Annotated in this window: 11 protein-coding genes and 1 pseudogene; 2 read left to right on the top strand and 10 right to left on the bottom strand. The window is 63.8% G+C overall.

From position 1 onward, the window contains the following. Window positions 1–103 precede the first annotated feature (103 nt). On the top strand, window positions 104–598 hold the full coding sequence (locus AC3A43_RS09840; protein ID WP_487792364.1) for a PilZ domain-containing protein: 495 nt from the start codon (window positions 104–106) through the stop codon (window positions 596–598). Window positions 599–613: 15 nt separating this feature from the next. Here AC3A43_RS09840 and AC3A43_RS09835 read toward each other — a convergent pair whose 3' ends face one another. From AC3A43_RS09835 to AC3A43_RS09810, 6 genes and pseudogenes are all read right to left on the bottom strand, one after another. Further along, complete coding sequence (locus AC3A43_RS09835; protein WP_487792363.1) at window positions 614–1,846, bottom strand: MFS transporter; 1,233 nt, start codon at window positions 1,844–1,846, stop codon at window positions 614–616. A 72-nt stretch (window positions 1,847–1,918) separates the two neighbouring features. Continuing rightward, window positions 1,919–4,282 (bottom strand): TonB-dependent siderophore receptor, encoded by a 2,364-nt coding sequence (locus AC3A43_RS09830; protein WP_487792362.1) that lies wholly within the window; start codon window positions 4,280–4,282, stop codon window positions 1,919–1,921. After that, window positions 4,279–7,257: a beta-phosphoglucomutase gene (gene pgmB / locus AC3A43_RS09825; RefSeq protein ID WP_487792361.1), complete on the bottom strand. Its 2,979-nt coding sequence runs from the start codon at window positions 7,255–7,257 to the stop codon at window positions 4,279–4,281. The genes AC3A43_RS09830 and pgmB overlap by 4 nt, the downstream gene beginning before the upstream one ends. 122 nt (window positions 7,258–7,379) lie before the next feature. Further along, window positions 7,380–8,378 (bottom strand): substrate-binding domain-containing protein, encoded by a 999-nt coding sequence (locus AC3A43_RS09820; protein ID WP_487792360.1) that lies wholly within the window; start codon window positions 8,376–8,378, stop codon window positions 7,380–7,382. Between the two features lie 59 nt (window positions 8,379–8,437). Continuing rightward, on the bottom strand, window positions 8,438–8,794 hold the full coding sequence (locus AC3A43_RS09815; protein WP_487792359.1) for a hypothetical protein: 357 nt from the start codon (window positions 8,792–8,794) through the stop codon (window positions 8,438–8,440). Window positions 8,795–8,826: 32 nt separating this feature from the next. Beyond that, window positions 8,827–9,083 (bottom strand): annotated as a pseudogene (locus AC3A43_RS09810) (transposase); the annotation flags it as partial. A gap of 288 nt (window positions 9,084–9,371) precedes the next feature. On the opposite strand from AC3A43_RS09810, the gene AC3A43_RS09805 reads away from it, so the two are divergent. Further along, window positions 9,372–10,598, top strand: a complete 1,227-nt coding sequence (locus tag AC3A43_RS09805) for a site-specific integrase (RefSeq protein WP_487792358.1) — start codon at window positions 9,372–9,374, stop codon at window positions 10,596–10,598. A gap of 86 nt (window positions 10,599–10,684) precedes the next feature. Here the strand turns inward: AC3A43_RS09805 and AC3A43_RS09800 are convergent, their stop codons facing one another. From AC3A43_RS09800 to AC3A43_RS09785, 4 genes are all read right to left on the bottom strand, one after another. Then, complete coding sequence (locus AC3A43_RS09800; protein ID WP_487792357.1) at window positions 10,685–11,077, bottom strand: cyclophilin-like fold protein; 393 nt, start codon at window positions 11,075–11,077, stop codon at window positions 10,685–10,687. Between the two features lie 119 nt (window positions 11,078–11,196). After that, on the bottom strand, window positions 11,197–11,550 hold the full coding sequence (locus AC3A43_RS09795; protein WP_487792356.1) for a (R)-mandelonitrile lyase: 354 nt from the start codon (window positions 11,548–11,550) through the stop codon (window positions 11,197–11,199). A 175-nt stretch (window positions 11,551–11,725) separates the two neighbouring features. Next, window positions 11,726–12,694, bottom strand: coding sequence for an alpha/beta hydrolase (locus AC3A43_RS09790; protein ID WP_487792355.1), 969 nt, complete (start codon window positions 12,692–12,694; stop codon window positions 11,726–11,728). 159 nt (window positions 12,695–12,853) lie between these two features. Further along, a complete protein-coding gene (locus tag AC3A43_RS09785) occupies window positions 12,854–14,026 on the bottom strand; it encodes an MFS transporter (protein ID WP_487792354.1) in 1,173 nt (390 codons plus the stop codon). Between the last annotated feature and the right edge of the window lie 100 nt (window positions 14,027–14,126).

Here is a 14,126-nt window from a genome sequence, read left to right as displayed (position 1 = left end):
CGGTTCGAAACCGAACCGGGCCCTGTTTTCAAGGGCGATACGTCGCCGCGACAATGCAATGTTAAGGTTGCTGCGCCATGGCTGTTTGCCAAGGGAGACGTTGGTGAGATCCTTGCTGGCCCATATCGCGGAGCCGATCGAAACGACCGACCGCAGGCGGACGACGCGTCGCACGCTCCGCCTCGACGTCGCCGCACGCTCTTCGAGCGCCGAATCCGCCATCATCATCCGGAACCTGTCGCGGACGGGCCTTTTGATCGAGACCGACGCCGGCTTTGCCGTCGGCGAGACCTTCCTGCTGGTCCTGCCCGAACTCGGCGCCGCCCCTGCGCGCGTCGTCCGCAACGATGGAAGGCTCTTCGGGTGCGAATTTCTGTCGCCCGTCCCCGCGAGCGCGATCAGCGCCGCGCTGCTCAAAGCGCATCATGACGACGAAGCAGACCCGGCTGCCGAAACGGCGCCCGCGGGCGAGACCGAGGGCCTCTACGCGCGCCGGCCTTCGAGTGCGATCCTGTTCACCGCGCTGACGGCTTTGTTTACCGCCGTGGTGCTTCTCTTCGTCATCGCTCTCGTCACGCTCAACTTCTCGTCCAGCTGACCTTCGTGCCGCGCGTCACGATCCGGCCGACTGGATCCGGCGGCGCAGCAGGAACAACCCCGCCGCGAGGATCGCGGTCGGCACCAGCATCAGCGTGAAAGCCGTCCGCCCGTCGAGATGAGCGAAGATCGCCCCGGTGATGATCGATCCCGTCGTCCCGCCGAGCGCCGAAAAGACGACGACGAGCCCCATCAGTGGCGGATGGTTGCGCGCCGGCATCGCGCTCAGCATCACCGATATGATCGTTGGATAGATGGGCGCGAGCGCAAAGCCGATCAGCGGGAACAGAAAGGCCGCGACCGGGGCCTCGCCCCAGCTTGCGATCGGTCCCGGCCGCAGCCCGTCGGCGAGCGGCAGGACGAGGATGATCAGCGCCGCGAGCAGCGCGAGGCAGATGTTGAGCACCGGATACCAGTCGAAACGCGCCATCACCGCGCCGGCACCGAACCGTCCCAGCGCGATGCACGCCGCGAACAGGCTGGCGGCCTGGACGCTCATCTGCGCCGGCAGATGCAAAACCTCGTTGTTGAAGGTCGGCAGCCAGGTACCGATGCCCTGCTCGATGAGGACGAAGACAAAGGCGCAGACGACGAAGACGAGAACGAGCGGCAGCGCGGCAAGGCGCAGCATCGCGCGCATCGGCGCGCGGTCGGCTTCAGTCGCGTCGTCGTCGCCTTCATGCACGCGCCGCTCGTCAACAGGCGCCGAAAGCAGCAGCGCGAGTGCCAGGGCAGTGACCCCGGCGAGCACCCAATAGGCGTTCAGCCAGCGGAGCCCCGCGGGATCGATAAAGGCGCTGAACACCCAATAGGATGACAGGACGCCGACCATGAACATCCCCTCGATCAGGCTGGTCAGGCTGGCGTGCTTGCGGGGACTGTCGGTGACGAGACCGATCATCGAATAAACGACCACCTTGGCAACCGCAAAGGCGGCGCCCACCATCGCGAAATGGAGCTGCGTCGCCCCGAAACCGGCCGCCAGCGGCATGACGAGACAGCCGGCGATCGCGAGGAGGAGCGCGCCGATCAACGCGTTGCGAAGGCCGAGCCGCGACAGATAGCTTGCGGTGAGGAACGACACGACCGCGATGGTGATGTCCTTGAACGCTTCGAGCGTGCTCGCTTCCGTTTTGGTCACATGAAAGCTGGAAATCGACTGGAGGATGACGGTCCCGACGCTGTTGAGCAGCATCGCGAACGCGACATAGGTCAGGATCAGTGCTGCGATCAGTCGAGTGCGCGCCATCGGCCGTCCTTAGCAGAAAAAAGAGGGGTGGCCGCGAAGAGGCCGCGGCCACCCAAGGGGGGGATGTCCCTTTTAGAATTTATAGGCGGCGCTGAAGCGGAACGACCGGCCGAGGATCGGTCGTGCGTTCACGACTTCGCCCCCCGCCTGCCCCAGCGTGCGCGGATCGCCTTCGGTCAGCCCGACCTTGTCGGTCAGATTGTCGGCGGTGACCGCAAAGGTCAGCGCATCGCCCACGTCGACGGTCACACCCGCATCGATCCTGAAATAATGCGGCAACGACTGGGTGTTCGCGGTGTCGGAGAAGCGATCACCGACATAGGAGAAGGTCGAATAGAGCGACACCTTGCTGCTATCGCCAAATTCGATGTCGTACGACGGTGTCACGCGCCACTGCCATTTCGGCTGCCGCTGCACCCGGTTGCCGCTGAGGTCGACCGTGCCGCCGCCCGCAAAGAAATCGCGATATTTGGCATCAAGCCAGGTGCCGGAGAAAGCGATGGTGAAATTGTCGACCGGACGCAACTGTCCCTCAAGCTCAAGGCCCGTGCTCCGTGCCCCGCCGATCGACGCCTGCGGCGCACCATTCTGGATGACCGAAGTTACCAGCCCCTTGAACTTGGTGTGGAACAGCGTGGCATAGAGCGACACGAGATCGGTGCGCACCTTCACCCCGCCCTCGAAATTGTCGACGCGCGGCGACACGAAAATCCCGTCGCGCAGATTATCGAAGAAGGGATTGGTGTTGCCACGGTTGTAACGGACATAGGCACCGACCGACGACGAGAAGTCGTAGTTGAGACCCGCAGTCCACGACCATGCGCCTTTCTTGTACGCGATATTGCGGAACGTCCCGTTCAGAACCGCGGTGCCGTTGTTGTAGAGCGTATTGGGGTTGTTATCGGTATCGACCGAACTGTTGTTCTCGATCGAGCCGGTCGCTTTGTAATTCTGGTAACGCAGCCCCGCATCGAAGCGCAATTCGGGCGTGATCTGAAATTCGTCGATCGCATAAAAGGCGTATTCGCGGCCGTCATAGGCGGCGTTGACGTTGAAGAAACTGCCCTGCGTATATCCCTGGTTGGTCGCGATCTGGCCATTGGCGAGGGTCAGGTTGAGCAGGCGGCCATTATTCTCTGCGGTCAGCAGATGCACGTTGCCGAGGTTCCACTGGTCGTCCGAAGAGAAGTCCGAATAATAGGCGCCGACGGTGAACTTGTTGCTCCCGCTTTCCCATTCGACCGCGAGATCATTGGTGAAATCCTCGATCTGCTTGCGCACGATCCACGTACCGGCACGGATCACCTGCTGGGTGCCGGCAACCGCCTGACCGCCGTTGACGTAGGTCAGGCTGCCGACGGCGCTGCCAAGCGAGGCGGCATAGGCGTTGGCGGTCGTCGCGGTGCTCGCCGGGACGAGGCCAGTCGTGTCGGCGTCACCCTTGAGATAGCTGGCGCGGTAGCGCAGCTGAAGTCCGTCGCCGATCTCGTAATCGAAATTGGTGCCGAGGTTGATCAGTTTCGCCCCGCGCCCGTCGGCGAGATCGGTGCGCGTGCCGTCGGGCAGTGTGCTGAACCGCGTTTCGGGGCCGGCAAGCACGCCGGTGCCGGGGTCGATATTGCCGAACTGACGCACCTTGCTGCCGTCGCGGATCACCGGGATCGGCAGCAGCCACTGGCCGCGATCGTTGAGGTAGCGCGCGAAGACGAGGATCGATCCCTTGCCGAAATCGTGGCGGATATTGCCAGTGATCTGGCCGCCCTTTTCGGCGGTGAAGCGCGGGTCGCGAATGCCGTTGCCGCGCGAATAATAGCCGCCGACCATGAAGCTGGTGTTTTCGCCGAGCGGACCCGACAGCAGCATGTCGCCGCGCAGGTCGCCATAGTCGGTGACGCTCGCCTTCACGAGGCCTTCGAAATCGCGGCCGCCTTCCTTCTGCACGAAGTTGACGGTGAGGCCCGGCTGGCCGTTGCCGAACAAAGCGCCGGTCCCGCCGCGAACGGCTTCGACACGCTCGATCGTCTCGTCGATGCGGATGAGCTGGGTGTTTTCGAGGAACGACAGCGTCGGGGGCGAAAAGAAGGGAACGCCCTGCACGGTCAGCGTGACGAATTCGGCGTCGCCGCCCGAGGGATAGCCGCGCACGAAGATGTTCGCGCCATTCTGGCCGCCCGAGCTTTCGGCCGATACGCCGGGGATGACCTTGAACAGGTCGGCGGTGCTGTTCGGCGCGGCGCGATCGATCGCGTCCGAATTGATGCTGGTGATCGCAAACGCCGCATCCTGACGGTTGACGCCGCCGCCGGCGGTGCCGGTAACGATGATTTCTTCATTGGCCGCCGCGGCATCGTCGGGCTGAGGCGCTTCCTGGGCGAAAGCCGCGGCCGGCAACGCAGCGAGCGCGATCGACGACAGCAGATAGGTCCTTTTCATCATGGCATATCCTCCACTTTATCTGTTCTGATTGACGGGCGTCCACGCGCCGCCGCCTCCTGTTCTGCCGACAGGATCTGGCCGAGCGTGAGATCGCCTATGGCGGGGACGTGCAGGTCGGCATCGGGCAGCGCCTCTTCTGACCCGACGCCAATAGCCACCATGCCCGCCGCATGGATGGCCGAAACTCCGGCGCGTGCATCTTCGACGCCGATACAATCTTCGCCCGACAGGCCCATGCCGGCGGCACAGGCGAGGAAAATGTCGGGCGCGGGCTTCGCGTTCGGAACCGCGCCGGCATCGGCGATGAAATCAAATTCCTCCGCGATTCCGAGCAGGCGCACCACATCGGGTGCATTGCGGCTGGCCGACGCCAGCCCGATTTTCAGGCCGGCGGCGCGGCAGGCCGCAAAAAGGTCGCGGACGCCGGGGAAGAGATTCGCAGGCGAATAGTCCGCCAGCCGGGCGCGATAGAGTTCGTTCTTTTCGGCGAGCATCGCGTCGAACGCCGCAGGATCGACGTCCGCCCCCGCATGATCGAGGATCAGGCGGAGCGAGCCCGCGCGGTCGACGCCCTTGAGCTGGTGATTGGTTTCGCGGTCGAACGCCAGGCCGTGCCGGTCGGCAAGCGCCTGCCAGGCGTGATAATGGTCTTCGGCGGTGTCGGTAAGCACGCCATCGAGGTCGAAAATCACGCCCTTTACCGTAGGCCGGGACACGAAGACCGGCTCTTTGCCAATGCGCAGCGCGCGGCCATGATCGACGATGTCGAGCGGCGCGCCCGACAGCAGGCGATAGGTGCAGCCTGCGGCATCGACCGCGAGTTCGATCACGCTGCCGCGCCATTGCAGGCGAAAGCTGTACCCGTTCCACGCGGCGGGGAGCTGCGGCCGGAACGATGGCACCGGGCCGTCGAGACGAAGACCACCCCATCCCTGCGCGAGCACGAGCCAGCTGCCCGCGAGCGCCGCCATATGCAAACCGTGCGAGGTGTTGCCATGCCGGTCCTCGAGATCGACGAAGGCGCATTCGCGCAGGAAGCCGAGCGCGGCATCTTCATCGCCGAGACGCGCGGCGGCAATCGCGAAGGACACAGATGACAGCGTCGAATCATGCGTCGTGACCCGCGCATAATAATCGAAATTCCGCCGCTGCCGCGACAAGGGCATCGGCACGAGGTCCATCGCCATCGCCTGAACCACATTACCCTGTTTCGCGACCTGATGGCGAAACAGGATCATCGGGTGATAGCGCATGAGCAGCGGGCCATGGCCGTCGCGCGACGCTAGGGCGGGCATTTCGGGGCGACCGAGAAACGCATCGTCCTGCGGATTGACGCCGAGCGCCGCATCGACCGGCAACCACATGAGGTCCGCCGCCTTGCGCCAATTCGCGATTTCGGCCGCATCGAGATCGATCGCGCCGGCCAGAGCGGCGAAGTTCTCATGCGCAGTTGCGCGCAGCCACTCTGCGGTTTCCGCGGCATAGGCAAGGTGGCGGCGCGCGATCGCATTGGTATAAAAGTCATTGTCGACAAGCGCCGAATATTCGTCGGGTCCGGTCACGCCATAGAGGCAGAAGGCGCCGCCGCGCCGATCATCGAAGGCGCCGATCTCCAGCCACATGCGCGCGGTTTCGAACAGCATTTCTGCCGCATCGGCACGAAAGGCCTCGTCGCCCGTCGCCGCGACATAGAGCGCGAGCGCATAAGCGATGTCACCGTTGATATGATATTGCGCCGACCCCGTCGGATAGTGCGACGAACATTCGTCGCCCGCGATCGTCCGCCACGGATAAAGCGCACCCCGGACATGGCCGAGCGCCCTGGCATGCGCGCGCGCGCGATCGAGCTTGCCGAGGCGATAGGCGAGCAGGGTCCGCGCCCTGTCGGGCGCCTGCAACGCGAGCACGGGGAGCATGAAGGTTTCGGCGTCCCAGAAATAATGGCCTTCATAGCCCTCGCCGGTCAGCCCTTTCGCGCCGATGCTGTGATCTTGATCGCGGCTCGCCGACTGGTGGAGCTGAAACAGGTCGAAACGAAGCGCCGCGGCCAATGCTTCGTCGCCGTCGATCGCCAACGCCGCCCCGTCCCACAGCGCCGCAGCCGCCACGCGCTGACTTTGCTGGATCGTGTCGAAATCGGTCGCGACACTCTCGAATGCCGAGAGATCGACCGGGCGGCCGCGCGCCGAAGCGAGCGCAACCACCCGGTCGATCGTCAGGGTGCCGCCGGCGACCAGCTCGCAGCGCACGACATGCCCCGCGCCCTCCGCCGCAACGGCGGCATCGGGACAGGCGACATGCTGACGATAGGCGAGCTCGACGGCATCCTGCGCGAAACGGGTGACCGACGAAGGGTCGCCCGGAAGGGGGGGAGTGATAGCCCAGGCCGGGCGCAGCCGGGCCGAAATTCGCGGATCGTCGGCCGCGGCACCGCCGCTGCTTTCGCGCGCGGCGCCATAGATCAGCCGCGCCTCGATCCGGCCGTCGAAATCAAGCGGCCGGATATGAATGCGCGAGGCGACACACGCCCCGCCCGCGAGCGGAACGATACGCTCGACCGCGATTTCGAGGGTGCGCCCTTCGGCGAGCTGCCACCGTGATACGCGGCGCAGCGCGCCGGCGCCGAAATCAAGCGCACTCTCGGTGTCGACAAGCCCGGCCGCGCCGAATTCGACGGGCTGGGCGTCGATGTGCAGCCGCAACAGGACCGGGCTGGGGCACGCGATCCGCGTATCGGTCGCGGTCGCATAGCCGGGGAAGCTTTCATGATACTCGATCGGCCGCCGGATATAGGCATCGGGCAGATAGGCACACGGCGCGGTGGCGCGTTCGTCGATCACGCCTTCGACGCCGACGAGGCCGTTCGCCAAGGCGAAGATGGCCGCGGCCTGCGCGCCGGTCGCGGCATCCCCACGGCGGACAAGCCGCATCGCTTCAGCAGGATGTTCGAAAATCGCCACGCCGTCCTCACCCACGGCGAAGGCTGCTTGGCCTTCGCTCTCGATCGACGGTTTCCCGCAAAATGGTATCGATGTCAAGGTATCGATACCATTTTGCGGGAAACCGTCGGCCCCGGCCAGAGAAGCTGGCTGTATCGCTAGCTTTCGCGGATAATCAGCGCGACCGGCATTGCGTGCGATGCGACGGCCTTTCCCGCCACCATGTCGAGCACTTTTTGCGCGAGCAGTTCGCCGCCCACGCCCCAGTCCTGCCGGATGCTCGTCAACCGCGGCGAGAAAAGCGCGGCGCCGGGCGAGTCGTCGAACCCGACGACCGACACCGCGCCGGGCACATCATGCCCCTTTGCCTGCAGCGCTTCGATCGCGCCCATCGCAATCGCATCGCTGCTTGCGAAAATGCCGTCGAAGCCGAGTTCTGCGCCTTCGAGCAGCGGCGAGACCGCCTCGCGGCCGGCAGCGAGCGTGAAGGCGCACGGAATATTCGCGACAATCGCGGCGCCCGAATCGGCAAGCCCCGCCTCGAACCCGCGCAGCCGGTCCTCGGCCTCGCCATGTTCGGCATCGCCAAGAAACAGGAGGCGGCGGCGGCCGCGGCCGATCAGATAGCCGGCGGCAAGCCGCCCGCCCTCGCGATTGTCGCTGCCGACGACGACGCGTTCGGGCGGCCCATGCGCGGCGCCCCAGACCACATAGGGGAGCGCGGTCGCCTCGATCACCGCAGCGGCATCGTCGTGTACGCCCTGCCCCAGCAGGATCACGCCGTCGGCCGACGGCGGCGCTTCGGAGAAGAGGTCGATCGTGGTGAGCACCATATTCTGCCCCGCCGCGGTGAGTTCCTGCAGGATGCCGCCGAGCAGCAGCAGCGGATAGGGCTCGCTCATCAGGCGTTCGTGCGACGGGGTCATCTCGATGACGACGGCGATCGTGCGCGTGCGCTGTTGCCGCAGGTTGCGCGCCGAGACGTTGAGCCGATACCCCATGCGCTCGGCGGTCTCGCGGATCAGTGTGCGCGTGCTTTCCTTCACCGTCGACTGGTCTGACAAAGCCCGCGAAACGGTGATCTTGGCCACGCCCAGTTCGCGCGCGACGTCGGCCATCGTCGGCCGTCCGCCGTCTGTGCGTCGATCCCTTTTCACCTCCGGCTCCGCGGGGCAATCGAATTGAAGGGAACGAGGCAGCGAACCATGGCACACCCCTAACGCCCCGCCGCCATCTTCCACAAGTGGCTTCGCAGCGTTCGGCATCGGCGACCGATCCGCAAGTCTTGCAGCGACGCGAGCGACCACAGCGCCGTGATCACCGGCCCCATGCGATTGATCACGGTGAGCAGCGTCCGCTCGAGGAAATCAAACGGCGGCGCCGCCAAATGGCGTGCAGATGATGACCTTGGCTCAACGGAGTTGCCAATGGTCGTCGGGGGCGACACAATCGTCTCATGAAGATCAGTCGCTTCGACCTGGCCGATTTCAGCTACTTCCTCGCGATCGCCAAGCATTGAAACTTTCGCCGTGGCGGGCTTGATCTGGGCGTCAGCGCCTCGGCGCTCAGCCATTCGCTCAAGGGCCTAGGGTCAGGACTCATTGATCAGAGCCAGAAGATGACGGTAGCGGCGAGGGCTACGGCGGAGAAGAAGGCCTTCGGACACCGATCGTAGCGGGTTGCGACACGCCGCCAGTCCTTGAGGCGATCGAACACTCGATGCGGTTGCGGCGTTTGTAGCGGCGCTTGTCGTATTTGACGGTCTTGTTCCGTATTTTCCGGCCGGGGATGCAGGGTGTGATGCCCTTTTCCTGCAAGGCGTCGCGGCACCAGTCAGCATCATAGCCCCGGTCGGCAAGCATCCGGGCGCTGTAACCCGAGCGGTACCCCGAAGGCCTTTAAGTCACGAAAGTCTTGTAAAATCTGGAGCGGGCGAGGGATTCGAACCCTCGACCCCAACCTTGGCAATAAATAGTGCGGCCTACGACATTCTAACCCACGCTATCCGCCTATACTATTTTCTTTATATTTCTTGATTTTAGCCTACGCGTGGCTATCCTCTCTTTTTCTGGAATGCGATTTCAGTTGGAGACTTTTTGGAGACATAGACGGTTTGATAGAATTGTCTCCCGTGTGCGGAGAAAAGGAACATGCCAACGGCGAAACTGACCAAGCGAACGGTCGAAACGCTGGAGCCTCCAGCGGAGAAGCAGATCATCCTGTGGGATAGCGAGATCAGGGGCTTCGGCGTGCGGGTGATGCCGTCCGGGCTCAAAACCTTCGTCGTCCAGTATCGCAATAGCGAAGGAACAAAACGCCGGATCAATCTCGGACGCTTCGGTATCATGACGGTCGAGCAGGCGCGCGATCTCGCGAAGGTCCGATTGGGTGTAGTGGCTGCCGGCGAGGATCCGGCCTTGGCTCGTCCGAGCGGGTCGACAGTCAATGAAGTGTGCGACTGGTATTTGAAAGATGCGGAGGCGGGTCGTCTTCTCGGGCGCAGAAGGAAGCCTATCGCTTCATCGACGCTGGCCCTAGATCGCAGCCGGATAGAACGGCATGTCAAACCGCTCATCGGCAATCGATCCGTCGAGAAACTGTCGATCGCCGATCTCGAGCGCTTCCAAGCCGACATCAAGGACGGGAAGACTGCCAAAGACCGCAACGGCCGTGGCGGTATCACGAGCGGGGGCGCTGGCGTCGCCGGCAGGACCGTTGGGATGCTCCATACGATCTTCGAACAGGCCGCTCGATGGAAGGTGATCGAGGCGAACCCCGCGCGCGGGGTTCGCAAAATATCGATGGAGGTGAAACGCGATCGCCGCCTGTCGGTCGATGAGCTCAAACGCTTCGGCAAAGCGCTGAACCAGCATGAAGCGGAGAGTTCGGTGGCTGTCGCCGCAATCCGGCTGATCCTGCTCACAGGGTTCCGGCGCATGGAAGCCCTTGGCCTGCAATGGGCATGGGTCGATGACATGACGGGATGTGTCCGGTTCCCCGATACCAAGACCGGACCGCAAGTACGACCGATCGGCGCCGCCGCACTGGCCCATATCCAGTCTCAACCGAAGCGCGACAACTGCGACTATGTCTTCCCGAGCGAATTCTCCGATGGCCATCTTGTTGGCCTGCCCCGTATACTGCAGCGCGTTTGTATCGCCGCGGGCATCGCAGGGGTCACACTCCACACGCTACGCCACACCTTTGCGAGCATCGCCGGCGAGTTGGGCTTCTCCGAGCTGACAATTTGCGTGCTCCTAGGGCACGCACCTCGCGGCATCACGCAGCGATATGTTCATATCGACAATGCGACCAAGCTTGCCGCCAACGAAGTGTCCAGGGCTATTGCGGAAGGTTACATCGGGTCTCGCTATTAAGCCCGCATTTGGCCGGTTGCGGTCGGTCAGCTTTCAGGTTTCAGATCGAAAGAAGCGGCCATTTGCTGTGACGAGCCAAGCGGTCGTCAGTCGGCTTGCCGAAGCGAAATCGTGACGCCGTCAGAATTGTTGAACAGGGAGAGATCGCCCCGCACCTGCCCAAGGACGACGATGCCCGGCGCAGGAACATGCCCTGCCCGATAGTAGATCACGAAATCCCGGTCGCCCCACAACCCCAGCGTGCCGACCGAAAATTCGGTTTGCCGGTGGCCGCCGGGCAGCGCCGACGGGAGGACGCCGGTCTTCTCCTGGCGAAGATGATCGCGCATCTGAATTTTCAGCGGTAGCATCGCTGCGAGCGCCCTCCCCGCCTCGTTGTCCGCCAATTTGGCACTCAGCTCAGAGCTTTCGGATGCAATCAGTATCTCCATCGGATGCATGCTGAGCCCTTTCTCCGTTGCAGCGCGCGGCGAACCCATTTGCGCGGCAGATGCTCCGTGGCTGTCGCCCTTAGGCTCGACACCCGGACTGTTCGACGCTGCAGGAGGGCTACAAGCGCCTAGCATCAAGGCGCCGATCGCGATCGCCGCCCGGCGCATTATTGAGGCCCCGTCGCATAGTGATTGTCAGGCACATGCTCCATCCATTCTACGGGTGAGCCATTCTCGGCTTCCTGTACCGCGATGTGGGCCATCGAGCTGGTCGGAGTCGCACCATGCCAATGGCGCACGCCGGGCGGACACCAGACCACATCGCCGGCATGGATGGCCTCAATCGGACCGCCTTCGACCTGGGTCCACCCGTTGCCTTCGAGAACCACGAGACGCTGCCCCAGCGGGTGCTTGTGCCACGCGGGCCGGGCGCCCGGCTCGAAGCGCACAAGGCCGCACCAACCTGCGACTGTCCTTTCGGGTTGAACAGCGGGGTGATGGTGACGGCGCCCGTGAACCATGCGTCCGGCCCGCGGGCGGGCGGGCGTGCCGCACTCCGACTGACTTCCATCGCCGCACCATCGGCGGCAGCGCTACGCACATCGGTCGCCTCGCTTAGTGCGGGCGAGCCTTGTTGGGACTCCGGTGTGCACGCCAGCAATGGAAGGGTACAGGCAATTACCGTCAGGAGTATCGTCATTTGCCTCCAGCCAGGTGCTGCTCGAAAAAGGTCGTGAACTTGTCGAACGGGATCACATCGACCTTATCGTAAAGATCGGTGTGGTTCGCGCCGCGTATAATCACCAGCTCCTTCGGCTCGGCGGCCGCGGCGTATGCCGTCTCGCTGAAATAGCGCGAATGGGCGTTCTCGCCGTGCACGAACAGGATCGGCCGCGGCGAGATTTCCTTGATGTAGCTCAGAATCGGCATGTTCATGAACGGCAGCGGGGTGGTGATCGTCCACGATCCGTTCGAGTTGACCGATCTTTTGTGGAAGCCGCGCGGCGTCTTGTAATAGTCGTGATAGTCGACAAGAAACTGCGCCTCGCCGCCCTTCAGCTCATTCATCGACGGCCCATAGCCCGGCACGCCCTTTTCGGCATCCTCCCAGCGTTGGCGGCCGAGCTGCTCAAGCATTTCTGTACGCTGCTCGAGCGTCACCCTATCGTTGTAGCCCTTCGACATGACCCGGGTCATGTCGTACATCGTGCTGACCGCCACGGCCTTGACCCGCTTGTCGACCGCCACGGCGTTGAGCGCCATCCCGCCCCAGCCGCAGATGCCGAGGATACCGAGCCGCTCGCGATCGACCGAAGCGTGCGTCCCGAGATAGTCGATCGCCGCACTGAAGTCCTCGGTGTTGATGTCGGGCGAGGCGATATTGCGCGGCGCGCCGCCGCTCTCGCCCGTGTATGAGGGATCGAAGGCCAAGGCGACAAAGCCTCGCTCAGCCATTGTCTGGGCATAGAGGCCAGAGGACTGCTCTTTCGCAGCGCCAAAGGGGCCGCCGACGGCGATCGCGGGCAGAAGGCGATCACCGCGATTCTTTGGCAGATAGAGATCGCCGACGAGGGTGATGCCGTAACGGTTGGTGAAGGTGACCTTCTGATGATCGACCTTGTCGCTCTTGGGGAAAATTTTGTCCCAGGTCTGGGTGAGTTGCATACGTGCTCCATTGGGTTGGCTCGGTTCAGATTGCGCCAGCGTCGGCTGGGCGATGGCGAACGAAAGCGCAGAGATCGCCAGCAGGCCGCCTCGCATCAGGTTTCGGCGAGTCGGCGCCGGGCGATTGATCAGGGAAAGTTTCATGCGTTTTCTCCGGTTTCAGGAAGCCGCATTGGCGGCGTCGGCTTGAGCAGAATGATCGATTGCGGCCTGCGAGGTCCGCGCGGCAAGGACCGCGACGAGCGAGGATGAAATGAGCAGCGCTGCGCTTGCGAGGAAGGTGGCCTGGTAGCCCCAGGCGTCGAACAATATTCCGCCGAATGCGGCGCCAAGAGTGATCGCCAGTTGGACTACTGCGACCATGAGCCCGCCGCCGGCCTCCGCTTCGTCCGGCAACGCTCTGCTCACCCAGGTCCACCAGGCGACGGGGGCAGCCGTGCCGATCAAGCCCCACATCATAAGCAGGATGGCGACGCCAACGGCAGATGCGCCGGCGGCGACAAGCCCGGCGGCGATCGCGGCCATCGCGAGCGGCATCGAAATCAGCAATCCGAAAAGCGCGTGCTTGAGCGCGATCCCGATGGCATAAGTTCCGGCGAGGCCTGCAACACCGAGGCCAAGCAGCATCAGCGACAAGGTGGTCACGTCGACCGCGGTGACCGTCTCCAGGAACGGCCGCAGGTAGGTGAAGAGCGCGAACTGGCCCATGAAAAAGAGTGCGACCGCGAGCATGCCGAGCGGCACTTGCGGGCGACGAAGCACCTTGAAAGCCGCGACGCCGCTTGCCCGCTCGCGGCTCGGCATGCTCGGCAGGGTCATGAACTGCCACGCGAGCGTCACCGCCGCGAGAGGCACAACGCAGAAGAACGCGCCGCGCCAGCCGATATATTGACCCAGATAGCTACCCAATGGCGCAGCGATGGTCGTCGCCAGCGCATTGCCTCCGTTGAGCAAGGCTAGCGCGCGTGGGACGGCATCCTCCGATACCAGCCGCATGACGGTTGCGGTCGACATCGACCAGAAACCGCCGATCACCACGCCGAGCAGCGCTCGGCCCACCATGAAGATCTCATAATTGGGCGCGAACGTGACGATGGCGCCCGAGACGATCATCAAGGCGGTGAGGGCCAGGAGAAGAGCGCGTCGATCAAGGCCTCGCGTGGCCGAAGCGACGAAGAGGCTGGTGATCACGGCAAAGATGCCCGAGACCGCGATCGCCTGCCCTGCCTGGCCTTCGCTCACCGCCAGGCCGGATGCTATCGGTGTCAGCAGGCTGACGGGCATGAACTCCGACGCGATCAGCGTCGACACGCAGAGGGTCAGCGCGAACACCGCCGCCCAACCGCCAGCTGTCGAAGGCTCTATCGCGGGTTCTCGTGCGGGGATCTGGGAGTGGGTTGTTTCCATTCCGCCCATTTAGGCCATCTACATC

This window comes from Sphingopyxis sp. Soil_C_28 (assembly GCF_057657055.1).
The sequence above is the reverse complement of the archived record's forward strand: the minus strand, read 5'-3'. Positions and strand labels throughout refer to the sequence as shown.